Genomic DNA, 22,926 nt, shown 5'->3' on the forward strand with positions numbered 1-22,926 from the left:
GCTTCCCCACTCTTAGACGCACGACTCTATTTATTTCAAAGATAACTATAGCATAGCAGTGTTTCCAATGCAAACCATTTGAGGGAGTGCCCATTGTTGAACTCGTTTAAAAGAGTGAAAGCTGGTTCTCATCTGGTAAGGCCTCTAAACAGTTTAGACCGTCTAGCGTTTCGATAATCGTTTTCGATACTTTTCCACGTTTTTGCAAATCTTCTTTAGAAAGGAACTCTCCGTCTTCGCGAGCTTTGACGATGTTAAGAGCGGCGTTTGTGCCGAGACCTGTCACCGCATTGAATGGCGGAATGAGGCTGTCTCCTTCAATAAGAAATTCGCTAGCGCTCGATTTGTATAAATCGACACCAGTAAAGCGATAGCCCCTAGCACACATTTCGAGTGCTAGCTCGAGTACCGTTTGTGTACTTCTTTCTTTCGGTGTAGTATCGAGCCCTTTTTCTTGGATCTCAATCACCTTCGCCTTGATCGCTTGTTCTCCGCGAACCATTGTCTCTAAATCAAAGTCTTCTGCACGAACCGTAAAGTACGCTGCGTAATAAAGAAGCGGCATGTGCACTTTAAAGTAGGCGATGCGAACCGCCATTAACACGTAAGCTGCAGCATGCGCCTTCGGAAACATGTACTTGATTTTCAAACACGACTCGATATACCAATCGGGTACTCCGGCTTCCTTCATCGCTTCTACCCACTCTGGCTGCAAACCTTTTCCTTTACGAACAAATTCCATAATTTTAAAGGCAAGAGATGGCTCAAGTCCTTGATAGATTAAATACACCATAATGTCATCACGACATCCGATTACTTCTCTTAGACTGCACGTCCCGTTATGAATGAGCTCTTGTGCATTACCGAGCCATACATCAGTTCCGTGCGATAGACCTGAAATTTGTACGAGCTCCGAAAACGTTGTTGGCTTCGTATCTTCTAACATTTGACGTACAAACCTTGTTCCGAACTCTGGGATGCCAAGCGTTCCCGTTTTACAAAGAATCTGTTCTTCCGTCACTCCAAGAGACGCAGTTCCGCTAAAGATCTTCATCACTTCAGGGTCATCAGTCGGAATGGTCTTCGGGTCAATTCCGCTTAAATCTTGGAGCATACGGATCACGGTTGGGTCGTCGTGTCCAAGAATATCTAGCTTCAGCAAATTGTCATGGATGGAGTGAAAATCAAAATGTGTTGTTTTCCAGCTAGACCCGACATCATCGGCTGGAAATTGAATGGGCGTGAAGTCGTAAATGTCCATATAGTCAGGCACGACGATGATGCCCCCTGGGTGCTGACCTGTTGTCCGCTTTACCCCCGTACACCCTTTAGCTAAACGGTCTCTCTCCGCTCCACGCAACGTTAGCGCGTGGTTTTCTTCATACCCTTTCACAAAACCGTACGCTGTTTTGTCCGCAACCGTACCAATCGTACCAGCTCGAAACACGTTGTCTTCACCGAACAAGACCTTTGTGTAGTTATGGGCTTTAGGCTGGTATTCTCCAGAAAAATTCAAGTCAATATCGGGAACCTTATCCCCTTTAAAACCAAGGAACGTTTCAAACGGAATGTCCTGTCCGTCTTTTTTGTAAGGTGTTCCGCATTCTGTACAGTCAGCATCTGGTAAATCAAATCCACTTCCGACAGAACCGTCGTCAAAGAACTTGGAATGCTTACAGTTCGGGCAAACGTAATGTGGCGGCAACGGGTTCACTTCTGTAATTTCTGTCATCGTCGCAACTAAGCTAGATCCAACAGATCCACGTGAACCGACAAGATAGCCGTCGTCCAACGATTTTTTCACGAGCTTATGAGAAATTAAATAAATCACCGCGAATCCATGACCAATAATACTTTTGAGCTCTTTTTCTAAGCGCGCCTCTACAATTTGTGGTAATTCCTCGCCGTAAATCGAGCGTGCCATTGCGTAGCTCATTTCACGAACTTCATCTTCCGCGCCTTCGATACGCGGTGTGTATAGGTCATCTTTAATCGGTTTGATTTTCTCGATGCGATCGGCTATTTCGTTCGGTGCGTCGATCACGATGCGTCGTCGCTCCTCTTCTGGCAAAAAGGAAAACGCCTCTAACATCTCGTCTGTCGTTCTGAAATAAGCATTCGGGAGCTTATGTCTATTCAGCGGATTAGCCCCACCTTGACTGGACACGAGAATATCGCGATAAGTACGATCAATAGGATCCAAATGATGCACATTTCCAGTGGCACACACCGGAATTCCTTCTTCTGCTCCAAGCTGAACAATTTTCCTTACGACATCAACTAAAGCCGCTTCATCATTGACGAGGGTCAATTCTACAAGATGCTGATACAGCTCGATAGGGTGTACCTCAAGATAGTCGTACTGCTTAATGACAGTGCGCGCCTCTTCGATACCTTTTTGCAAAACCGTTTCAAACACTTCCCCTTTATCACAAGCGCTCCCTATTAAAATACCTTCCCTAAATTCTTGTAGTTTTGAACGAGGAATACGGGGAACGCGATAAAAGTAGTGTAAATGAGATAAGGAGACGAGTTTGAATAAGTTTTTCAAGCCGACCTCATTTTGCGCGAGCAATGTTACATGCATCGGGCGTGATTGCTTCCAAGAGAGACTTTCGTCAAGCGACTGATTCAGCTCATCGTGAAATGCAATATTCCGCTTCTCTTTCGCTTCCTTTAACAGCTTCACAAGCAAATAACCCGTCGCTTCGGCATCATAAATCGCTCGGTGGTGCTGTGTAAGTTCAATCTCAAGCTTTTTACAAAGCGTGTTCAATCGATGATTCTTCATATCAGGATAGAGGAAACGGGCCAATTCCAACGTATCGATCACAGGATTGGTAGAGACCTTCTTTTCATAACGTTTGTAGCCAGCGTTCAAAAAGCCCATATCAAATGAAGCATTGTGCGCGACGAGGATGTCGTCTTTGCACCAGGCTTGGAACTTTTCTAGTACCTCTTCGACCTCTGGTGCATTCCGAACCATATCATCCGTAATTCCCGTCAAATGAATGGTTGTCGCAGACAGAGGGTGATGCGGATTAGCAAACGATTCAAACCGGTCAACAATCTCGCCATCACGAACTTTCACTGCAGCGAGTTCAATAATCGTATCGTACACAGCAGACAGCCCCGTCGTCTCCACGTCAAAAACGATAAACGTATCGTCCTCGAGCTTGCGATGCTGTGGCTGATACGCAATCGGTACGCCGTCATCTACTAAGTTCGCCTCTACCCCATAAATCACTTTAATGTCATGCTTTTGACTCGCATAAAAACTCTCAGGAAAGGCTTGGAGTACTGCGTGGTCTGTAATCGCAAACGCCTTATGGCCCCATTTTGCCGCTTGTCCAATTAACGCACCTGGAGAAGAGACGGCATCCATTTGGCTCATCGGTGTATGTGCGTGCAACTCCACTCGTTTGAGCCCCTCGTGTTTGTCTTCTCGAACCCGTGGTGGCATCTCTTGAATGTCATTTGCGATCATGACTAAGTCACGAACGAACGTGTCGTCTTGGACGTTCCCGCGAGTTTTGACCCACATTCCTTTTTTTAAGCGACTAAACATCGCGGCATCTTCTTTATCGCGAGAAAACATTTTGACAAGCAGTGAATCGGTGTAGTCTGTCACTTTAAAGGTTAGCAACGTTCTCCCACTCTTTAACTCTTTCGTTTCCGCATCGAACACAAACCCCTCGATCGTGACGCGACGTTCTTCTTCTTGCACGTCTCTCATTAAGCGAACAGGTTCTTGGTCTTTGATCATATACCCAATACTGAGTGGCCCACCTGCAGGTTGTTCGGCTGCTTCTTTTTGCTTCATTTGTTCTTCAATCGCTTGTCTAGCCCGCATCTCATCTTCTAATCGCTTCTGCTCTTCAAATTGCTTTCGAGCTTCGTCTTCCCCGTCTTGTTCTTCTATGGCGACTTGTGTGACCTCAAAGAAAACATTTGGAATACCGAACCCCGCGTATATCACCTGCAACGTGTTCAAGTAAGTTTGCTGAATAGTTCGAAGCGCCATCCCATTTGTCGTCTCAATGATAAAGCGCTCGCCTTTTTCTTTCAGAGGACGTTCCCGTAGCGCTTTTTGAATAGGAGGGGTTGCCCCGTGTAGCTCTTCTAGCACGAGTGGCCAGTAATTCAGTACGGTTTGACCACGTTCAGCAATATGCTCATACGTATAGGAGGTTTTCACAGTGGCGATATGGGAGAATACTTCGTGCAAACGCTTTTGAAATGAACGCAGTACAGCAGCATCGACTGGTTTTGGAAAGCGAAATTGAAAGTTCCACGTTCTCGTTTGCTTTTCAACTGTCACTCCTTCGATTTGCATGCCTTCCAACGCAGCCACATGCGCGTCATCTGTCCATTGGAGCTGTTGAAGTAAAATGGCTGTTGGATTGTTACGTATAGCCAAGAAAGTTTCCTCCCTTCCATAAAACAGGAGACCAACATAGTTGATCTCCTTTTATTTAATACTTTTCTATTCGCTATAAATACAGGTAAGTGACTTGTTCAATGTTCGCGATGTAGTGGAAGAAAGGCTAAACGCGCGACGTCTTGTTGCGACGCCTTTCTTACCCACGTCCTGTGGGCGATAGGAATTGTTGAACTTCGCCTAACAATTCGTGTACAGCAACTTCTTTAGCATCACCCGTTGCACGTTCTTTCCATTCGACGATTGCCTGTTCGGCTTTTTTCCCCACAGTAATACGGAGGGGCAGACCAATAAGATCACTATCAGCAAACTTCACACCAGCGCGTTCTGGGCGGTCGTCATACAACACGTCGATTCCCGCTTTAGTGAAAACATCATGAAGCTCTTCTGCTAGCGCTTTTTGTGCTTCTTGTTTGATGTTTAAGCAAAGTAGATGCACTTGGTAAGGAGCGACTTGCTTCGGCCACACGAGACCGTTTTCATCTGCATATTGTTCGGCAATTGCCGAAACAACACGGGAGATCCCAATTCCATAGCATCCCATTAACAGTGGCTGCGTACGTCCATTTTCATCTAGGAAAACGGCGTTCATCGTTTCTGAATATCTCGTTCCAAGCTTAAAGACTTGACCAACTTCAATTCCTTTCGCAAAGGAAATCGTCCCCATTCCATTTGGTGAAGGATCTCCCTCTTTGACGAAACGAATGTCTGCGTACTGTTCTATTTTGCAGTCACGCATCGGCTCAAAATGAACGGCAAACTGCGACGCTTGATTACAAAGTGTGACGCCATCAGCCACGCCTCCTACAGCTAGATCCGCAAACACTTGGACTTCTTCGGGAAGTTCAAGTGGTCCAACGAAAGAACGTTTCACGCCAAATGTGTCTTGTACCTCTTGATCTGTCAGCGGTCTTCTCGCCACGTCTGGGAACAACAGTTTTAGTTTCACATCATTTAATTCGTGATCACCACGAAGAAGTAGCAGGACAGGCTTTCCATCTACTAGCCACGCTTCACCATATACCGTTTGCTCTACCGTCACATTTTGAGCAGTAGCGAAAGCATGAAGATCTTGACCGGGTTCCCCTTGTACAAGCTGCAAAGGTGTCTTCGCAACGTCGTCTGGACGTGAATAAGTCGTGTTCACCTCGGCCATCTCGATGTTCGCAGCGTACTCCCCTTCAGACGAAAAGCAAATGGTGTCTTCTCCGACTTCAGAAAGCGCCATAAATTCGTGCGTATCCTTTCCGCCCATCTCGCCAGAATCGGCAATAACCGGACGGAAGTCTAAACCGCATCTCGTAAAAATACGCTTATAAGCTTCGTACATCGCTTGGTACGTTTCATCCAAGCTGGCTGAAGACGCATGAAACGAATATGCATCTTTCATAATAAACTCCCGTCCCCGGAGCAATCCGAACCGCGGACGTTTTTCATCACGAAACTTTGTTTGAATTTGATAGAGTGTGATCGGAAGTTTCTTATACGAATTGAGCTCGTCACGGATGAGCGTTGTAATGACTTCTTCATGAGTTGGACCGAGCGCAAATTCACGATCGTGACGATCACGCATGCGCATTAACTCCGGACCGTACCCATCCCACCGCCCACTTTCTTTCCAAAGGTCTGACAGTTGCAACGCTGGCATCAATAGTTCCTGTCCATACACAGCGTCCATTTCTTCACGAACGATTTGCTCTACGTGGCGCATCACTTTACGAGCTAGTGGTAAATAAGAGTAAATACCACTAGCATTTTGGCGAATGAACCCGGCACGTAGCAGTAACTTATGACTTTTCACCTCAGCATCCGCAGGTACTTCGCGTAGTGTCGGGATGAATGTTCTGCTTTGTCTCATCGTTTTACACACCTCACCCATTGCTTTGAACTTTTATACATCTTACAAGGGAAGTTCAAAAAGACCAGGAAAATAGCTGGAAAACTTCTCCCCTTTTTGAACACCCGCTCCGCTTACAGAAAAAATCTTTGAATATCGTTCCACGTTACGACAAGCATCAAAAGCATGATGAGCGCAAAACCAACAAAGTGGACCATGCCCTCCTTGTGACGATCGATCGGTTTTCCTCGAATGGCTTCGACTAAGAAGAAGAGGAGACGTCCACCGTCGAGAGCTGGGATTGGAAGTAAATTCATAATCCCTAAGTTAATGCTTAACAGCGCTGACCATTTCATTAAGTTAAACAAACCAGTTTGGGCGACCTCGTCAGTTGTTACATAAATGCCAACTGGACCGTTTAGCATGTCGATGGAAAATTGTCCTGTAACGAGCTGGCCTAAAAGATAAATAATTTCCTTTGTCCAATACGCAGTTTCCGTAAACCCGTAGCTCACAATGCCGAGCGGATCCTTCTCAGTAGGTGCCTGAACACCGACAAGCCCGATTTCCAATTGTTCTCCGTTTGGATCCTCGACCGTTTGTGGCTCTGGGGTTACTTTCACTTCGTAAACAGATTCGTCTCGCAAAATAGTGAAGGTGAGTTCTTCGGCTGGGTTCGCTTGAATCACATCGCGAATCTCTGTCCAGCTAGCCATCTCTTCTCCGTTAATACTTTGGATGGTATCGCCTTGTTGAAGTCCAGCTGAGCTTGCTGCCCCGTCTTCTAAGATCGCACCTAGCTTGGGAGCGTCAGTCGGAACCCCTTGAAAAATTCCTATCAATAGAAACACGACAAATGCCAATACAAAGTTCATCATCGGACCCGCAAAGATCGCCATCGTTCGCTGCGGCAGCGTTTTAGAACCAAATTGACGATCAAACGGGGCGATGCGTGTTTCGATCCCGTTTTCTACGATCATCGCTTCTCTACTAATTGAGAATGTACGAATTTGTTCTTCGTCACCATCTACCATGCCACGCACAAATAGCTTGTGTTCTAAATCAGCTTCTTCAACCTCGATTCGACGGGCATTAGCGTATTGATCTTTTTGATTAATGATCAGCTTTTGCACAACGTCTTCCTCGTCCAAAATGACGCCGATCCGATGACCCGGTTTTAAGTCCACCATTTCCGGATCTTCTCCTGCCATTCTTACGTATCCACCAATTGGTAGGAGACGAATCGTATACGTCGTTTCACCTTTTATATGAGAAAACACCTTTGGCCCAAAGCCGATAGCGAATTCACGGCAGAGAATACCTGCCCGCCTTGCGAATATAAAGTGACCAAGTTCGTGGAAGAACACGAGGGCACCAAAAATAATGATAAACGCTAATATCGTTTGCAACAGTTTAAACCACCTTTATTTTAGAAGTGACCGCACTCTTTCTCGTGTGTCTTTGTCCACGTGTTGTATGGTCTCTAAATCTGGAGAGGGTAGCACACTATGCTCCTCCAACATGCGCTCGATCACGTTTTCTATTTGTAAAAACGGGATGGCGCCCTGCAAAAATGCTTCTACGGCAACTTCGTTTGCAGCATTCAATACAGTCGGACATGTTCCTCCTATTTTGCCTGCTTCGAACGCAAAGTGCAAGCATGGGTAGCGGTCGAAATCCATTTTTTCAAAGTTGAGGGTAGCGATCTTCTCCAAGCGGAGTCTTTCTCCTCCAATAAGTGGTAATCGGTCTGGGTAGCTAAGCGCGTATTGAATGACTGCGCGCATATCCGGTGTTCCTAACTGTGCCATAAAACTCGTATCCACATACTCGACAAGTGAGTGGACAATGCTTTCCTTATGTAAGAGAACCGATATGTTTTCGTATGGCATATCAAATAGCCATCGCGCCTCGATTACTTCTAAACCTTTGTTCATCATCGTAGCAGAGTCTATCGTAATCTTTGCGCCCATCGACCAGTTAGGATGATGTAGTGCATCCTCGATTGTTACTCCTTCCAGCTCTTGTCTCGTACGGTCGCGAAAACTCCCCCCAGACGCTGTGATCCACAGTCGTTCAACGCGATCTCTATTCTCCCCTTGAAGTGCTTGCAGGATGGCAGAGTGCTCACTATCTACAGGCACTATCGGGACATTGTGCTTTTTTGCTTGCTCCATAACAAGATGGCCAGCTGTAACAAGTGTCTCTTTGTTCGCTAAGCAAATCGTCTTTCCAACTTCAATCGCGGCAAGTGTCGGTTGCAAGCCAATACTTCCCATCACCGCATTCACAAGCACGTTCCCTTTATCATAAACGGCTGCTTCTAGCAAACCTTCTTCCCCATACGACCATTGTATGTTAGGAAATTCGAGTTTTAACAAATCAGCGTCCTTTTTTTTCGCAACAGAAACAAACTCTGGCTGACACGCACGCACGAGTTCTCTTCCTTTTTCGATGTTGTTGCCAAAAGACATACTCACGATCCGAAAGCTTTCTGGATGATGGAGTACCACATCAACCGTTTGCGTTCCGATCGAACCCGTCGCACCTAACACGTTAATCATTTTCATGAGTACTGTTCACTCTCCCTATACAATTTGCAAAAAGTGGAGAAGTGGGAGGACGAATAATAAACTATCAAATCTGTCTAAAATACCGCCATGTCCCGGTAGAATCGTTCCAGAATCTTTCACACCAAAGTGGCGCTTTAACGCTGATTCTACGAGATCGCCAACTTGTCCAAAGATAGATAGGACAATCGTTACTAAAATGAGTTGGATCCACAGTGCCATGATTGGAAAAAACGCCTGCATCATAATGCTGAATACTACAGCCACTCCAATACCACCAATAAACCCTTCCAACGTTTTATTCGGGCTAATTTCCGGCCATAATTTACGTTTTCCTATCGCTCTTCCGATAAAATAGGCACCGGAATCTGTTGCCCAAATGACTAAAAGAGCATAGGCAACGAATACAAGACCATCGTCAGCTAGTCTTGTTTCGATTAAGTAATAGAACCCACTTCCCACATAAATCGTTCCCAATATAGCAAAAGCTACATCATTAAACACATACCGATTTTTTGTGACCACGGTATACGTAAGGAATAACAGAACACCTAAGTAAGCTAGTTCTATCTTTGAATACCCAATCTCTTCAAGGATCGATTCGTACGTTTCAGGAAGCAAAAACAACCAAAGAAGAGCCATCGATATAAGCCCTGGTACGCTCCACACAGATTGTTTCTTCATTCGCAGCAGTTCATATAAGGCTCTTGACGCCAGCACATAAGTAAACAGGATTAACGGGAGACCACCGATCATTACGAAAAGTACAAACACTGCTCCTGCTAAAATACTTGTAATAATTCGTTGCTTCATATACTTATTAACCCCCGTCGTTACGGACTCCACCATACCGGCGACTTCGCTTCTGATATGCCTCAACCGCTTCCACAAAATGCTCTTCAGTAAAATCTGGCCACAATACATCTGTAAAGTAAAACTCTGTGTACGCCAACTGCCATAACATAAAGTTCGACAGTCGAATTTCCCCACTCGTTCGAATGAGTAAGTCTGGGTCCGGAAGATCCGGTTTTAATAAATAGCTACGAAACGTGTCTTCATCGACTTGATGAGCATTAAAAACGCCTTGCTCATGATCGCGAAGCATTTGTTGCATCGCACAAATAAGTTCTGAGCGGCTTCCGTAGTTTAACGCAAAATTCAGCAAGAGTCCGTTGTTTTCTTTCGTATCTTCCATAGCCTTTTCAATAGCTACTTTCGTATGGAAAGGGAGGCGATCTTTCGTTCCCATCATATCCACTTTTACATTTTCTTCTACAAGTTCCGGTAAGTATGTTGTCAAAAATTGCTCAGGCAACTTCATAATATACTCCACTTCGGGTTTCGGTCGCGTCCAATTTTCTGTAGAGAATGCATACAACGTTAACACATCAATACCTAGACGATTGGCAAGTTTCGTCGCCTTCCGAACCATTTTCATTCCCTCGTGATGACCGGCAATTCTGGGAAGTCCACGTTTCTTTGCCCACCGTCCGTTACCATCCATAATAATCGCCATATGTTTAGGGACTTCATGCTGTAAACAAGCTTTTATCCGATCCTCTAATTGCACAGGTGGTCGCTTTTTAAATCCTAATTTGTGAATCAAGCCTATGCCCTCCCTCACAACAGACATCCGCAACCTATATCATAACAGAAAATGAGTTAACATTCCTTATTGAATTTTGATGGGGAAGGTTTTTGGATGTAGATATAGATTGTGAGTGCACGGATGAGGTCGTGGTGTAGTCCCTTGGCACGCGATCGCGGATATATGGGTCTGATCGCGGATATCTGCCTCTGATCGCGGATATCTGGGTCTGATCGCGGATATATTCTCCTGATCGCGGATATCTGCTTCTGACCGCGGATATATTCCCCTGTCCGCGGATATCTGCCTCTGACCGCGGATATCTGGGTCTGATCGCGGATATATTCTCCTGATCGCGGATATCTGCCTCTGACCGCGGATATATTCCTCTGATCGCGGATATCTGCTTCTGATCGCGGATATCTGCTTCTGATCGCGGATATATTCTCCTGACCGCGGATATATTCCTCTGATCGCGGATATATTCCTCTGTCCGCGGATATCTGCCTCTGATCGCGGATATCTGCCTCTGACCGCGGATATCTGCTTCTGACCGCGGATATCTGCCTCTAACATCTGAAGCGTGTATCATGAGCATTCTTTTATATACAATCCAAATAACATTTTTTGTAGAAATATGGAGGGATTTGTAATGCAGGCTCGAATAGGTATATAGACAAAAATTCCTATGAAAGGTGTGTAGAATTTATGAAGAGAAACTATCCTCTTGAGATTAGCAAGAGGGAAGCTTTAATAGGGAGGTTAGGAGAACGCCATCCGATGATCCCCGTCATCAAGAACGATATCGGCAGATTGAGAGCAGGTTATTTTGGCGAAAGATCTGTAGATTATCACTTAGCCCCTCTACCTAAACAAAACTTTGTTGAACTAAAAGGTCTTCGTCTTCTTCTTAACGGACAAGCTTTCCAAATCGACACCTTGCTCCTATCCACAAAATTTGCAGTACTCCTTGAGGCAAAAAACATGAGTGGTACCATTACATTTGACAAAACGTTCAAGCAATTAATTCAAGAGAAAAACAAAGTTGAAACTAGGATTAAAGATCCCCTCGGACAAGTAAAGCGCCAAAGGTTTATGTTCAGTCAATGGTTGGATGTCCACAACTTTCCACCACATCCCAGTGATTTTCTTGTTGTATTTACTCATCCCGATGCCATTTTAAAGACAAACACACCAGACCATCCAGACTTCAAAAAAGTACTTCATGTTGAGAATTTATTAGAAACTATTGACTCAATAGAAACAAGACACGAAGCAACATTTTTGGAAAAACATACCTTCTATAAGATAAAAAAACTTCTCCTAAGTAAACATACCCCGCTAGAACAAAACCTTCTAGAAGTGTACCGCATTTCAGCTACAGAACTCATTAGAGGTGTTCAATGTGAACGTTGCTCGTCTTTCTCGATGAAACGAATAAGGAAGGCTTGGGAATGCCCTCATTGCCACCACCGCTCTCAAAATTCACACGAACGAGCTCTAATAGATTATTTCCTTCTGGTAGCTTCCTATATTACTAACAGAGAATGTAGGGATTTTCTCAAAATTGACTCTTCAGATACAGTTCGAAGACTTCTACTTTCTCTGGGCTTGACCACAGATGGACAGAATAAGGGCACACGATATTATTTCAATGAAAAATTATTTAAATCACGGATGTAACTACTACTAAAATGCTACACCATAAATTTGCAAATGGGTTCGGAAACACTTCTTCCCAAACCACAGATATACTTCTCTGATCGCGGATATATTCCCCTGATCGCGGATATATTCCCCTGTCCGCGGATATCTGCCTCTGATCGCGGATATCTGCCTCTGTCCGCGGATATATTCCCCTGATCGCGGATATCTGCCTCTGTCCGCGGATATATCCCCCTGATCGCGGATATACTCCCCTGTCCGCGGATATCTATCCCTGATCGCGGATATCTGCCTCTGATCGCGGATATCTGCCTCTGTCCGCGGATATATTCCCCTGATCGCGGATATCTGCCTCTGTCCGCGGATATATTCCCATGGGCACGGATTCTTCTCGTTCGAAAGCGGATTCCGAATTCCCTGAACTATGGAATCAGTGTCGTACATTGTCAGTCCTTCACTTTTATACATGTCTCCCGTTTATTGAAAACAAAAAAACCGACCTAGGCCGGTTTTTTCATCTTTATACTTCCAAAATTTCTTTTTCTTTTTCCTTACCGAGGTTATCCACTTTTTGAATGTAGTCATCTGTAAGCTTTTGTACGTCATCGTTATAGCCGCGAAGGTCGTCTTCTGTGATGTCGCCATTTTTCTCAAGCTTTTTCAAGTCGTCGTTCGTGTCGCGGCGGATGTTACGGATGGCCACTTTTGCTTCTTCTCCCGCCTTTTTCACGACTTTGACTAGTTCCTTTCGGCGTTCTTCAGTGAGCGCAGGGATGGCCAAGCGAATCACTGTTCCGTCTGAAGACGGGGTTAAGCCTAGGTCTGATTTCAAAATAGCTTTCTCGATTTCCCCTACGCTTGACTTGTCGTAAGGTTGGATAACGAGTAGGCGAGCTTCTGGGACTGAAATATTTGCCAATTGATTCACAGGTGTTTCTGCACCGTAATAATCGATAGAAATCCTGTCTAATAAAGAGGCGTTCGCACGGCCGGCACGAATGCTAGCAAGATCCCGACTAAATGAGGTAATGGCCTTGTTCATTTTTTCTTTCGTTTGCGCTATTGCTTGTTTTGGCATTATGCTTTCCCCCTTACGATCGTTCCAATCGGTTCCCCGAGAACGGCCCGTTTAATATTTCCTTCTTCCATAATAGAAAACACAAGGAGTGGAATATCGTTGTCCATACAAAGCGAAGAAGCAGTCGAATCCATCACCGCAAGTCCTTCTTTTAGGACATCCAAATACGTAAGTTCGTCGTATTTTACTGCGTCTTGATCAACACGCGGATCGGCACTGTACACACCATCTACATTGTTTTTTGCCATGAGAATGATTTCTGCTTCCATTTCGGCTGCACGGAGCGCTGCGGTCGTATCTGTTGAAAAATACGGGTTACCGACTCCTGCTGCAAAAATGACGACGCGTCCTTTTTCAAGGTGACGGATTGCTTTTCTACGTATGTATGGTTCAGCAACTTGTCTCATTTCGATGGCGGTTTGAACACGAGTTTCGATCCCGATTTGCTCCAAACTGTCTTGGAGAGCCAGTGAGTTCATCACCGTAGCAAGCATGCCCATGTAGTCAGCGTTTGCCCGATCCATACCCATTTCATGTCCAATCTTCCCGCGCCAAATGTTTCCACCACCGACAACAATTGCAATTTCCACACCTAAATCAGCAACGTTTTTTACTTGGTTTGCAACAGACCTCATCACTTTCGGGGAGAGACCGAAACCTTGTTCACCTGCAAGTGCTTCACCACTCAATTTTAACACAATGCGTTTGTACGCCATAAGGGCCTCCTATCAGCCGAGTTGCTTTTTTTGGAAAGGGCGGAGTGACGCTGCTTCCCTATGTCAACGTATTGGATATGCTTATATCTTTAGCAGTCTACCAAGCGAGGTTCCCACTCATGCCGTCTCGCTGATAAAGGTAGCTACCACTATAGACCACTTTTTTCTGTGGAAAAGGGGCGCTAACGTCATGTTAATGATCCTATTAGATCACAACTTTGGATACTCGGGGCTTTACTTGTGCCGCCTTGATCACAACTTGGCTGCTTTGTGACCAGTTTCCATGAATGGTTGAGTGCTCAGCTCATGAATGTTTTCTATGCATGAGCTGAGGGTTAGGATTCTTAAAAAAGCGGGAACACATGGTGGTTGCATTGTGTTCCCGTGCTTCTGTCTTTATTTTTTCACTTGGTTCATCACTTCTTCAGCGAAGTTTTCTTGGCGTTTTTCGATCCCTTCGCCTACTTCGTAACGAACAAAGCTAGCGACAGATGCTCCAGCGTTCTTCACGAATTGTTTTACTTTTTCGTCAGGGTTTTTAACGAAAGATTGCTCAAGCAAGCAAACGTCTTCGAAGAATTTACCGAGGCGACCTTCGACCATTTTTTCTACGATGTTTGCTGGTTTGCCTTCATTCAATGCTTGTTGCTTTAATACTTCACGCTCACGCTCAGTTTCTTCTGCAGACACTTCGTCACGAGAAACGTATTTTGGGTGCAGAGCTGCAGCGTGCATAGCCACGTCTTTCGCTACAGATTCATCAGTAGTCCCCGTAAGAACTGTCAAAACACCGATACGACCGCCCATGTGAAGGTAGGCACCAAATGCATCAGCGTCTGTTTTTGTAGCCAATGCAAAACGACGCAGTGTGAGCTTTTCCCCAATTTTAGAGATCGCTGTGTTCACGTACTCAGTGACAGTAACCCCGTTGTCCATTTTGCTTTCATGCGCTTCTTCAATAGAAGTGGGTTTTGATTTCAATAAATGCTTGGCAAGATCTTGTACAAGCGTTTGGAAACCTTCGTTTTTTGCAACGAAGTCTGTTTCTGCGTTTACTTCAATGATCACAGCTTCGTTCCCGTTCACTTCGATGTAAGTAGTACCTTCCGCAGCGATACGGTCTGATTTCTTTGCGGCTTTTGCAATTCCCTTTTCACGAAGGAAGTCAATTGCCTTGTCCATATCACCGTCTGTTTCTTGAAGTGCTTTTTTACAGTCCATCATACCAGCACCTGTTTTTTCACGAAGTTCTTTCACCATTTGTGCAGTAATTGCCATGAGTTATCCTCCTTGCGGTTATGTGTGTGGGTTTTTAGTAAGTTTTTTATTGAGAATTTTTAAAGTATTCGAGTAGGAATGCAAAATTACTCAAGGAAGATTCGGACACTGTACTAGTCCAGCTGCAGGCGTTAGGGGACCGCACGTCGTTTCAGCCCCTCCGTGAAAGTTAAAGAACAACTTTCTCTACGGTTCTGAGACGAGTGGGTTCCCCTAGGCAAACGCCTTCCGCTTCCTATATAAAAAGGTGATAAAGGTCTCCCTTGTATCACCTTTATGAGTGGTTATGCAGTCGTTGTTTCTTCCTCTGCTACTTCTTCAACAACTTCGTCTTCTTCGCCTTGTTTCGCTTCTAGGATAGCGTCAGCCATTTTACCAGTAAGCAATTTCACAGCGCGGATTGCGTCGTCGTTTGCAGGAATGACAACATCGATTTCGTCAGGATCACAGTTTGTATCAACGATCCCGATGATAGGAATATTTAGTTTGCGTGCTTCAGCTACGGCAATGCGCTCTTTACGTGGGTCGATAATGAAAAGTGCATCTGGTAGTCCGTTCATATCTTTAATACCGCCGAGAAATTTCTCAAGACGCTCTTGCTCTTTACGTAGTCCGACTACTTCTTTCTTCGGCAATACTTCGAATGTTCCATCTTCGGCCATACGCTCGATTTTTTTCAAACGTTGAATACGTTTTTGGATGGTTTCAAAGTTTGTTAGTGTACCACCTAACCAACGTTGGTTCACATAGTACATGCCAGCACGTTTCGCTTCGTCTTTTACAGACTCTTGTGCTTGTTTTTTCGTACCAACGAAAAGAACGTTCCCTCCGTCAGCAGCTAAGTCGCGTACATAGTTGTATGCTTCCTCAACTTTTTTGACCGTTTTTTGCAGGTCAATGATATAAATGCCGTTACGCTCAGTGAAGATATACTTCTTCATCTTCGGGTTCCAACGACGTGTTTGATGTCCAAAATGAACACCAGCTTCAAGCAATTGTTTCATAGAAATTACAGACATGTGTGAGTCCTCCTTTGGTTTTTTCCTCCGCAATGGTTCTGCTTTAAACAGCACTCCACTAAAGGGCACCACCTGTTTAAATCCCCATGCGTGTGTACTTCTTCACACCAAAGAAAATAATAGCATATCCAGACGACAGATTTCAAGAAAATGTTTGCCGGTTTGAGGAAAACTTAAGTAAAAGCTCGATTTCTGTTTTCCCTCGTTGCGTTTTTTGTGCAATCTCGTCGATTGTATAGCCTTTTTCATGTAGTGCGACAATGTCATTCATGTCTTTGGATGGACTTTTGATACGCTCAGCATGTAAATCATTATCTTCTATTTGCTTTTCTTCGGCGCCTAGCATTTGTGATGGCTCTTCACTTGGTTGATAAGCGCGTTTCATTCGCAGATGGTTCGTATGTTTGATCGGAGAGTGTGGTACCGACAGCTCTTGAGGCTGTATAGATCGTTGTGTAACTTCGTCTTTTTTTCGTGTAAGCGAATCTTGACTGTGCGTTCGTTCTGTATCCTCTTTTCGGGTGTCCAGTGTTTCTGATTCCGTAACGGGGCTAGGCGGTTCGAGAATTTGCAGGAGTCTATCGTTCTCGTCTTTCATTTCCATAAAGAATGCACTTAACGTTTGTTCCCATTCTTCACGTTCGCGTTGGTGCAGTTCCTTTACTGCCTCAATCTCCTTTATCTTCTGATACAAAAAAACGATCGCCCACATGGCGACCGCGTGCAACACAAAGCTAATCACCCAAGCAAACATAGAATCCCTTCTTTCGTGAGTTATGATCGACCGTACGCCACTTGCCTATGGATCGACTCATCCCATCCCCCACTTATAGTGTGCTCAAGGAAAGTTGAAGTTTAGAAAGCGCCTTTGAGTGGATCTGGGAGATTCTTGATGTCGTTAACTCCAATATGTGACCGATCTCGGTTAAGGTACATTCTTCTTTATAGAACAAACTTAACACGAGTTGTTCTTTTTCGGTAAGGATGCCCACTGCAATCGTCAACTCTTCGATCCATTCTTGCTTCGTTATACTCTCCTCCGGGGTTACTGTCCGCTCATCCTTTAATATAAAAGAACGGTTTTCTTCGTCGGAATCTTGTGGTGTTTCGTCAATAGAAACGACGTGGGCTAAGAAAAAATCTGCTAATACTTTTTCCACTTCTTGACTTGTCCACTCCAGAGCATCAGCCAGTTCTTCTGTTGTCGGCTGACGATTGAACGTATGCGTTAACTTCTCTGTCATAGCGTCAATTCGTTTTGCCTTTTCACGTGTAGAACGCGGTAGCCAGTCCTCTTTTCGCAACCCATCCAAAATAGCGCCTCGAACTCGAAACGATGCATACGTGTCAAATTTCAAATCTCTTGCCGGTTCAAACTTCTCAATCGCATCGTATAACCCAAACAATGCCCAGCTCTCGATATCATCTTTCGATACATTTTTTGGGAGTCCTGCTGCAATGCGTTGCACATGAAAGTGTACGAGCGGTCGATATTTTTCAATGAGTGCATTCCCGGCCTCATCGTCACGATAAACGGTCCACTGCTCCCATATATACGATTCGGATGCTCGAGCGGACTGTGCCATTCCCTGTTTCCCCCTTATCTCTGTTTCAACCATCAAAAGAGCATTAGATCGTTAACACTCCTTTATTGACAGTTCGAATGTGTAACGTACACGTTTTTATTTCAAACTCAATGGTTCGACCGTTTTTCCCACCAGTATCTTCACTCACAATGGGAATGCCCCACTTGTCGAGCTGTCTTTTGACTTCTGTGACATTTCGCTCGCCTATTCGCATCGCATCTTGTAATTCCCGTAGAGCAAACATTTGCGCTCCGCCTGCAATCTTTGCTTGAAGCTTCGAAACGTTTGCCCCTAACTCCTTTATTTCTCGTACAAGCTCGAACACAGCGCGATCTGCGTATTTGCCCTTTGGTACTTCCAACTCTTTATTCGCTTGTAAAGCAGCGTGGGGGAGCATGACGTGGGCCATCCCGGCTATTTTAGCAGTGGAATCGTAAAGAATTACGCCGACACACGATCCAAGGCCACTTGTTCGCAAACGATACGGTCCCTTACAGCACTTCAAATCTGAAATCCCTACTTTTATCACCCTGTCTTCTGTTAACACTATCCCTCCACCCCCAGCATGGAAAACAGCTGTGGCAGCGCTTTCGGATCGGGAAGTAATAGTATGCAACCACGCAATGCGTCTTCAGAGTCTGAGGGAACTAGAACCGTTTCAATAGCGATGACTTTGTTCGTTTCCATTGACAAGTCAACGAGGCCAACACTCATGATGGCCCCTTGTAAATCGATTGTCATCGCAGGTGGAGACGGGATGATGGAAGAATCTGCAAAGGTAGCGAGCGCATTTAAATAACTGCCCGCTAAAATATTGCTCATCTCCCTGAAAGCTGATTGCGCCATTTCGGTAGCAATCGACTCTCCCATCCACTCTTGCAAAAGATCTGTCGCTTCCTTTACAGGGAGGAGAAAGAAAAGCTTTCCGGAAAGAGCGCCTGTAAAAGTATGGATACAGCTCGCCACTATTTCGTCACTCCCACCAGATAACTCCATCACTTCCGCAAACGTGGCAAGCTTTACATGAGGAACATGCATGTACATCCGCTTTCCAAGCATGTTGCCAAGCGCAGTAGCAGCATGTCCAGCTCCAATATTGCCAATTTCCTTTAGCACACTCATATGAATTGGTGTGAAGGCATCCATAACAGGTAAACTCCTTACTCTTTAAGAGGCAGTTTTTATAATTTCCTCCAACTCAATAAACAACAACAATCGTTTGTTCACGTTTGCGATACCGTGAATGAGTTCTGTTTTTGTAGAACCAACTGCCTCAGGTGCTAGCTCTATAGAACGTTCGTCAATGTCCAACACGTCGTGGGCGCGATCAACAATGAGGCCCATTTCTTTTTCATCATACGAGATCATGATCATGCGCGTATCATCAGTTGCTTCTTTTCCCTTTAAACCAAAACGCAGTCTAAGGTCTAAAATAGGTGTGACGATCCCTCGTAAGTTCATGACCCCTTTTACGTAAGGTGCGGTCCCAGGCACTCTTGTGATAGATTGCATTTTTTCGATAGAGCGTACGACGTCTACGCCAACGACATACTCTTTTTCAGCCATTTCAAATACGATTACTTTTTTCACCGACATAAATTCCCCTCCTTGTTTTCATGCGAGCTTCTGATCGCGGATATCGGCTCCTGACCGCGGATATATTCCTCTGATCGCGGATATCTGCCTCTGTTCGCGGATATATTCCCCTGATCGCGGATATCTGCCTCTGTTCGCGGATATATTCCCCTGATCGCGGATATCTGCCTCTGATCGCGGATATATTCCTCTGTCCGCGGATATATTCCCCTGATCGCGGATATCTGCCTCTGTCCGCGGATATCGGCTCCTGTCCGCGGATATATTCCCCTGATCGCGGATATATTCCTCTGTCCGCGGATATCGGCTCCTGTCCGCGGATATATTCCCCTGATCGCGGATATATTCCTCTGTCCGCGGATATCGGCTCCTGTCCGCGGATATATTCCCCTGATCGCGGATATCTGCCTCTGTCCGCGGATATATTCCCCTGATCGCGGATATCGGCTCTTTATAAAAGTGCGTTGCAGTCTACGATGAGCGCCACTTCTCCATCGCCTAAAATGGTAGCACCTGAGATCGCAAATACGTTCGTTAAATAGTTTCCGAGGGTTTTTAACACGACTTCTTGTTGACCGATGAACGAATCGACGACGAGACCCGCTACTTTTTCGCCTTTACGAACAAGGATGACAGAGTGGTAGCCATCTTTCGTTTGTTTTTCCCCTTTTGGCACTTGGAATACTTCTTCTAAAAAGACGAGTGGAACGACTTTTCCTCGGAAATCGATGACACGCTGGTTGTGTGCATACATGATTTCCTCTTCTTTTAAAATCGCCGTTTCAATAATAGAAGAAAGCGGAATCGCATACGTTTCGTTACCGCTCACGACGAGCATGACAGCAATAATAGATAGGGTAAGTGGTAGCTGGATAGAAAAGACGGATCCTTCTCCCGGCGTAGAACTAACCGTCACTGAGCCCCCTAATGATTCGATCGTCTTTTTCACCACGTCCAACCCTACTCCACGACCAGAGATGTCGGATATTTGGTCAGCAGTAGAGAAACCGGATGCGAAAATGAGCTGATACACTTCATTGTCTGATAGCGAGTGTGCAGCTGTTTGATCGACCACACCGTTTTGAATTGCTTTTTGTAACACTTTGTCGCGGTTAATCCCGCCGCCGTTATCCCGAATTTCGATAAAGACATGGTTTCCGCTATGGAATGCTTTTAGTACAAGCGAACCTTCCGCTTTTTTCCCAGCTTTTGTTCTCTTTTCAGGCGTCTCAATCCCGTGGTCGATCGCATTTCTAATCAAGTGGACGAGTGGATCGCCAATTTCGTCGATGACCGTGCGATCCAGTTCCGTATCTGCCCCTTCAATGCGCAGCTCTATTTGTTTCCCAAGATCGCGAGAAAGTTGACGGACCATACGCGGGAACCGATTAAACACGGTTTCAACTGGGACCATCCGCATCGTCAAAATAATCGATTGCAAGTCCCCAGAAATCCGTGACATCCTCTCCACTGTTTCCGTCAGCTCTTGGCGGTTTACATCTTTAGCAATTTGCTCAAGGCGTCCGCGGTCAATGACCAACTCTTCAAAAAGATTCATCAAGACGTCAAGACGTTCGATGTTGACACGAATTGTCTTGCTCTGCACAGCTTTCGTCTCGGTTGGGGCTGCCTGCGAATCACCTTCTTTTACTAGAGTAGCGTCTTCCGTTCCAACTGTTTGCTCCTGGGTGGCGGCTATGTCTTGCTTGATTTTATCCGTTGAAAGCTCGTCCACAGCCACTTCTAGAACCTCTGAAACTTTTAATACATGAGCTTTCACTTCATCTAGTTCCTTATTTGTTACGAGTGTCACGATAAATGATTGGTCAAATTTTTCGTCTTCCAGCTCTTCCACTGTTGGCGTTGATTTTAAAACGTCACCGAGCTTTTCCAGTACTTCAAAAACCATAAACACGCGCGCTGCCTTTAAGAGACAGTCTTCGGTTAAAGTGACCGTTATGTTGAATACAGAGAATCCTTGTTCCATAGATTGCAAGAGTACAGTTTGTTCAAATTCATCGAATGGTTTCCCATGAGTTCGTGTCGATGGCTGATCCTTCGTCTTCGTTGCGGCTACTTCTTTTTGCGTCAAGGTACCGTTTCCTTGCTCCCATAGCTTCAATAAACGTAGAGTTTCTGTCACATTGCGCTTACCGTCTCCACCGCTCGCAATAGATTCTACCATCGCTTCCAGATCGTCTAAAGAAGCAAACACGACATCCAAAAGCGCTGGCTGTACCTGTAGCTTCTCATTTCGGATCAGATCGAGAACGTTTTCCATTTGGTGGGTTACGTTCGCAATATCTTCATAGCCCATTGTTGCTGACATGCCTTTCAACGTATGGGCTGAACGAAACATCTCGTTGACAATCTCCAAATTATTTGGTTCTTTCTCCAACGCCAACAGCGCTTCGTTACAACGTTGAAGGTGCTCTCGACTTTCATCTAAAAACACTTCTAAGTATTGACTCATCTCCATCGTTCTTCACCTCTCTAAACATAATGTAAAAGTCTGTCTGCAATGTACTCTAGTGGCGTTATCGAATCTGCTAGACCTGCATCAATGATTTGCTTTGGCATGCCGTATACAACGGCAGACTCGATTGATTCTGCAATCACCTTCGTACTTGGATCGGTCTGTTTTAACAATTCCACGCCTGCTCTTCCGTCCGAACCCATCCCTGTCATCACGACCGCTATTTTTGCGAAACGTTCCAACTGACTGACTTCTTCAAACAAAACGTCAACTGCCGGTCTGTGCCCTTTTCTTGGGGGCGTGTGGAGAAGTCTAATTGCCGTACTTTTTCCAACTGTTTCACACCCGATATGGTAGTCACCAGGGGCGATGTAAGCGCAACCTGGCCTGAGAAGATCGCCTTCCTCTGCTTCTTTCACCGAAATTTCAGATCGTACATGCAGGCGGTCAGCCAAAGACTTCGTAAAGATCGGTGGCATGTGCTGTACGATCAATATCGGTGCTGGAAACGTAGAGGGTAACTTTGTTAGGACAGATTCTAATGCGCGCGGCCCACCTGTCGAGGTACCCATGACCACGAGGGGCTTCTTCCCATCAGGTGGTTGGACGGCTCGTTGAAAAAGTTTCTCTGGAGCAAGGACCGATGGATGCGCTATTTGTCGTAGTGTTTGAACATTTACGGCTGCAGCTTGTCTTACTTTTTCCACCAATTCGTCGCGGATTTTATGCAAATCTAGTGAGATAGGACCAGATGGCTTTGCCACAAAGTCGACTGCCCCGAGCTCCATTGCTAAAATAGTCGTATTTCTTGAAGATTGCGTTGTACTACTCACCATGACGACTGGAGTGGGTCTAATCGCCATTACTTGTTTTAAACATTCTAGTCCATCCATGTGCGGCATTTCTACGTCTAAAGTAACCACGTCCGGAGTATGTTTTTCGATCTTTTGTAGAGCGTCGACCCCATCTCTTGCCGTGGCCACAACGTCAAATCCTTCTTCTGTAGTCAGAATTTCTCGGACGAGCTTCCGCATAAAAGCAGAATCATCTACGACCAGAATCTTTATTGATCTCAC

20 protein-coding genes are annotated in these 22,926 nt (G+C 45.2%); 1 reads left to right on the forward strand and 19 read right to left on the reverse strand.

The window, feature by feature from the left end; translation table 11 throughout:
- Positions 1 to 106: 106 nt before the first annotated feature.
- From HHK01_RS08480 to HHK01_RS08510, 7 genes are all read right to left on the reverse strand, one after another.
- Positions 107 to 4,420 carry a PolC-type DNA polymerase III gene (locus HHK01_RS08480; RefSeq protein ID WP_170007376.1) on the reverse strand — a complete coding sequence of 1,438 codons (4,314 nt, stop codon included), beginning with the start codon at positions 4,418 to 4,420 and terminating at the stop codon, positions 107 to 109.
- Positions 4,421 to 4,580: 160 nt separating this feature from the next.
- On the reverse strand, positions 4,581 to 6,299 hold the full coding sequence (locus tag HHK01_RS08485) for a proline--tRNA ligase (RefSeq protein WP_170007377.1): 1,719 nt from the start codon (positions 6,297 to 6,299) through the stop codon (positions 4,581 to 4,583).
- A gap of 113 nt (positions 6,300 to 6,412) precedes the next feature.
- Complete coding sequence (gene rseP, locus HHK01_RS08490; RefSeq protein WP_170007378.1) at positions 6,413 to 7,687, reverse strand: RIP metalloprotease RseP; 1,275 nt, start codon at positions 7,685 to 7,687, stop codon at positions 6,413 to 6,415.
- A gap of 15 nt (positions 7,688 to 7,702) precedes the next feature.
- Positions 7,703 to 8,848, reverse strand: coding sequence for a 1-deoxy-D-xylulose-5-phosphate reductoisomerase (gene dxr, locus HHK01_RS08495; RefSeq protein ID WP_170007379.1), 1,146 nt, complete (start codon positions 8,846 to 8,848; stop codon positions 7,703 to 7,705).
- An 18-nt stretch (positions 8,849 to 8,866) separates the two neighbouring features.
- The gene (locus HHK01_RS08500) at positions 8,867 to 9,661 is read right to left on the reverse strand and encodes a phosphatidate cytidylyltransferase (protein WP_170007380.1); all 795 of its coding nucleotides are present in this window, start codon (positions 9,659 to 9,661) and stop codon (positions 8,867 to 8,869) included.
- Between the two features lie 7 nt (positions 9,662 to 9,668).
- Positions 9,669 to 10,418, reverse strand: a complete 750-nt coding sequence (locus tag HHK01_RS08505) for an undecaprenyl pyrophosphate synthase (RefSeq protein WP_228027737.1) — start codon at positions 10,416 to 10,418, stop codon at positions 9,669 to 9,671.
- 102 nt (positions 10,419 to 10,520) lie between these two features.
- Positions 10,521 to 11,012: a hypothetical protein gene (locus tag HHK01_RS08510; RefSeq protein ID WP_170007382.1), complete on the reverse strand. Its 492-nt coding sequence runs from the start codon at positions 11,010 to 11,012 to the stop codon at positions 10,521 to 10,523.
- A gap of 132 nt (positions 11,013 to 11,144) precedes the next feature.
- Here HHK01_RS08510 and HHK01_RS08515 point away from each other — a divergent pair, with 132 nt between their 5' ends.
- Positions 11,145 to 12,119 (forward strand): nuclease-related domain-containing protein, encoded by a 975-nt coding sequence (locus tag HHK01_RS08515; protein ID WP_170007383.1) that lies wholly within the window; start codon positions 11,145 to 11,147, stop codon positions 12,117 to 12,119.
- A 6-nt stretch (positions 12,120 to 12,125) separates the two neighbouring features.
- Here HHK01_RS08515 and HHK01_RS08520 read toward each other — a convergent pair whose 3' ends face one another.
- The 12 genes from HHK01_RS08520 to HHK01_RS08575 all read right to left on the reverse strand — a co-directional run bounded on the left by HHK01_RS08520 (position 12,126) and on the right by HHK01_RS08575 (position 22,926).
- The gene (locus HHK01_RS08520; RefSeq protein ID WP_228027524.1) at positions 12,126 to 12,569 is read right to left on the reverse strand and encodes a hypothetical protein; all 444 of its coding nucleotides are present in this window, start codon (positions 12,567 to 12,569) and stop codon (positions 12,126 to 12,128) included.
- Between the two features lie 52 nt (positions 12,570 to 12,621).
- The gene (gene frr, locus HHK01_RS08525; protein WP_170007385.1) at positions 12,622 to 13,179 is read right to left on the reverse strand and encodes a ribosome recycling factor; all 558 of its coding nucleotides are present in this window, start codon (positions 13,177 to 13,179) and stop codon (positions 12,622 to 12,624) included.
- Positions 13,179 to 13,895 (reverse strand): UMP kinase, encoded by a 717-nt coding sequence (pyrH, locus tag HHK01_RS08530; RefSeq protein ID WP_170007386.1) that lies wholly within the window; start codon positions 13,893 to 13,895, stop codon positions 13,179 to 13,181. The genes frr and pyrH overlap by 1 nt, the downstream gene beginning before the upstream one ends.
- Positions 13,896 to 14,291: 396 nt before the next feature.
- Complete coding sequence (tsf, locus tag HHK01_RS08535; RefSeq protein ID WP_170007387.1) at positions 14,292 to 15,173, reverse strand: translation elongation factor Ts; 882 nt, start codon at positions 15,171 to 15,173, stop codon at positions 14,292 to 14,294.
- Between the two features lie 284 nt (positions 15,174 to 15,457).
- On the reverse strand, positions 15,458 to 16,192 hold the full coding sequence (gene rpsB, locus HHK01_RS08540) for a 30S ribosomal protein S2 (protein ID WP_170007388.1): 735 nt from the start codon (positions 16,190 to 16,192) through the stop codon (positions 15,458 to 15,460).
- A 142-nt stretch (positions 16,193 to 16,334) separates the two neighbouring features.
- Positions 16,335 to 16,946: a hypothetical protein gene (locus HHK01_RS08545; protein ID WP_170007389.1), complete on the reverse strand. Its 612-nt coding sequence runs from the start codon at positions 16,944 to 16,946 to the stop codon at positions 16,335 to 16,337.
- A 73-nt stretch (positions 16,947 to 17,019) separates the two neighbouring features.
- Positions 17,020 to 17,778 (reverse strand): FliA/WhiG family RNA polymerase sigma factor, encoded by a 759-nt coding sequence (locus HHK01_RS08550; RefSeq protein WP_170007390.1) that lies wholly within the window; start codon positions 17,776 to 17,778, stop codon positions 17,020 to 17,022.
- Positions 17,779 to 17,821: 43 nt separating this feature from the next.
- The gene (locus HHK01_RS08555) at positions 17,822 to 18,325 is read right to left on the reverse strand and encodes a chemotaxis protein CheD (protein WP_170007391.1); all 504 of its coding nucleotides are present in this window, start codon (positions 18,323 to 18,325) and stop codon (positions 17,822 to 17,824) included.
- A complete protein-coding gene (locus tag HHK01_RS08560; RefSeq protein ID WP_170007392.1) occupies positions 18,325 to 18,924 on the reverse strand; it encodes a chemotaxis protein CheC in 600 nt (199 codons plus the stop codon). The genes HHK01_RS08555 and HHK01_RS08560 overlap by 1 nt, the downstream gene beginning before the upstream one ends.
- 21 nt (positions 18,925 to 18,945) lie before the next feature.
- Positions 18,946 to 19,374, reverse strand: coding sequence for a chemotaxis protein CheW (locus tag HHK01_RS08565; protein WP_170007393.1), 429 nt, complete (start codon positions 19,372 to 19,374; stop codon positions 18,946 to 18,948).
- Positions 19,375 to 19,825: 451 nt separating this feature from the next.
- Complete coding sequence (locus HHK01_RS08570; RefSeq protein WP_170007394.1) at positions 19,826 to 21,853, reverse strand: chemotaxis protein CheA; 2,028 nt, start codon at positions 21,851 to 21,853, stop codon at positions 19,826 to 19,828.
- A gap of 14 nt (positions 21,854 to 21,867) precedes the next feature.
- Positions 21,868 to 22,926 carry a protein-glutamate methylesterase/protein-glutamine glutaminase gene (locus HHK01_RS08575; protein WP_170007395.1) on the reverse strand — a complete coding sequence of 353 codons (1,059 nt, stop codon included), beginning with the start codon at positions 22,924 to 22,926 and terminating at the stop codon, positions 21,868 to 21,870.

The sequence above is a fragment of the Bacillus fonticola genome (genome assembly GCF_012955605.1).
GTDB lineage: Bacteria > Bacillota > Bacilli > Bacillales > JC228 > Bacillus_CG > Bacillus_CG fonticola.

What these genes read in the sequence shown, in the direction of transcription:
- HHK01_RS08520 (WP_228027524.1), bottom strand. Translation starts at nt 12,569, where the DNA reads ATGTATAAAAGTGAAGGACTGACAATGTACGACACTGATTCCATAGTT.
- HHK01_RS08510 (WP_170007382.1), bottom strand. Translation starts at nt 11,012, where the DNA reads ATGTTAGAGGCAGATATCCGCGGTCAGAAGCAGATATCCGCGGTCAGA.
- HHK01_RS08485 (WP_170007377.1), bottom strand. Translation starts at nt 6,299, where the DNA reads ATGAGACAAAGCAGAACATTCATCCCGACACTACGCGAAGTACCTGCG.
- HHK01_RS08550 (WP_170007390.1), bottom strand. Translation starts at nt 17,778, where the DNA reads ATGGCACAGTCCGCTCGAGCATCCGAATCGTATATATGGGAGCAGTGG.
- HHK01_RS08515 (WP_170007383.1), top strand. Translation starts at nt 11,145, where the DNA reads ATGAAGAGAAACTATCCTCTTGAGATTAGCAAGAGGGAAGCTTTAATA.
- tsf (WP_170007387.1), bottom strand. Translation starts at nt 15,173, where the DNA reads ATGGCAATTACTGCACAAATGGTGAAAGAACTTCGTGAAAAAACAGGT.
- HHK01_RS08565 (WP_170007393.1), bottom strand. Translation starts at nt 19,374, where the DNA reads ATGTCGGTGAAAAAAGTAATCGTATTTGAAATGGCTGAAAAAGAGTAT.
- frr (WP_170007385.1), bottom strand. Translation starts at nt 13,179, where the DNA reads ATGCCAAAACAAGCAATAGCGCAAACGAAAGAAAAAATGAACAAGGCC.
- HHK01_RS08545 (WP_170007389.1), bottom strand. Translation starts at nt 16,946, where the DNA reads ATGTTTGCTTGGGTGATTAGCTTTGTGTTGCACGCGGTCGCCATGTGG.
- pyrH (WP_170007386.1), bottom strand. Translation starts at nt 13,895, where the DNA reads ATGGCGTACAAACGCATTGTGTTAAAATTGAGTGGTGAAGCACTTGCA.
- dxr (WP_170007379.1), bottom strand. Translation starts at nt 8,848, where the DNA reads ATGAAAATGATTAACGTGTTAGGTGCGACGGGTTCGATCGGAACGCAA.
- rpsB (WP_170007388.1), bottom strand. Translation starts at nt 16,192, where the DNA reads ATGTCTGTAATTTCTATGAAACAATTGCTTGAAGCTGGTGTTCATTTT.
- HHK01_RS08500 (WP_170007380.1), bottom strand. Translation starts at nt 9,661, where the DNA reads ATGAAGCAACGAATTATTACAAGTATTTTAGCAGGAGCAGTGTTTGTA.
- HHK01_RS08560 (WP_170007392.1), bottom strand. Translation starts at nt 18,924, where the DNA reads ATGGATGCCTTCACACCAATTCATATGAGTGTGCTAAAGGAAATTGGC.
- HHK01_RS08570 (WP_170007394.1), bottom strand. Translation starts at nt 21,853, where the DNA reads ATGGAGATGAGTCAATACTTAGAAGTGTTTTTAGATGAAAGTCGAGAG.